This is a genomic window from Parendozoicomonas callyspongiae (assembly GCF_023502345.1).
GTDB classification, from domain to species: Bacteria; Pseudomonadota; Gammaproteobacteria; order Pseudomonadales; family Endozoicomonadaceae; genus Sansalvadorimonas; species Sansalvadorimonas callyspongiae.
Genome location: NZ_JAMFLX010000126.1, coordinates 1 through 746, shown reverse-complemented (window position 1 = coordinate 746; position 746 = coordinate 1). Strand labels below are relative to the sequence as shown.

General features: G+C 47.2%; 1 protein-coding gene. It reads right to left on the bottom strand.

Annotated features, from left to right (window positions below; genetic code table 11):
• Positions 1-36 precede the first annotated feature (36 nt).
• Positions 37-651, bottom strand: a complete 615-nt coding sequence (locus M3P05_RS20595; RefSeq protein ID WP_249702021.1) for a hypothetical protein — start codon at positions 649-651, stop codon at positions 37-39.
• Between the last annotated feature and the right edge of the window lie 95 nt (positions 652-746).

The following is a 746-nucleotide window of genomic DNA, read 5'->3' as shown; positions in this document are numbered from 1 at the left end:
GGACTGCGCCTGGCGGCGCAGCCCCTTACGCGGGCGTTAGGCGGCCTGCTCGGCCTTGAGCGATTCGTTCCACTCGTCAATTTCTTTCTTGCACTGCCACTCTTTTACTTCGGTCATCTCTGGTGTTGGTTCCCAGAGCAAAGCATCAAGAGTCATGCTGTCGCGAGTATTTGCCGCTTTTTCCTGTTTGTACTCTTCAAGAACTTGTGGGTTTTCGTCGTACCAGGGCACTGTGACGAATACGACCATAGGATCGGAGGGGATAACCAGCAGAGTTGCTGCATATGCATAACCAGCAGTGATAATCCGGGGGCCGTTATACAATCCAACAGCATCAAGGCAGTCGGCCTCTTCTTTGGTTTTTATTGACTCCAGTGCCTGGGCAATTTCTTTACCTGCCTTACAGTTCTTTTTTGGGTACCAGCCATTTCTGACGTTTTTGTTTCTCTTAAATATCTTTTCATCTGGCGTTTCAGGGAATGTCATGGCAACCAGTTTGTGATCACGATGATAATAATCTTCATCGGCTCCGATCTTTTTTAATAACTCAGCATATTCTTTATGTGCTGCTTTATTAATTTCGCGGCACTCTTTAACTGAATCAATGAGTTGACCTTCTGCAATTCTGAAATACCGAGTGTACTTTTCCATTATTCTTTACCTTTGATTATTAGTTATCGCCTAACAACGGCGTGGTGTTCGCTACGCTGGGACGCCTACGGCGCCCCACACGCAGGGGTTAGGTG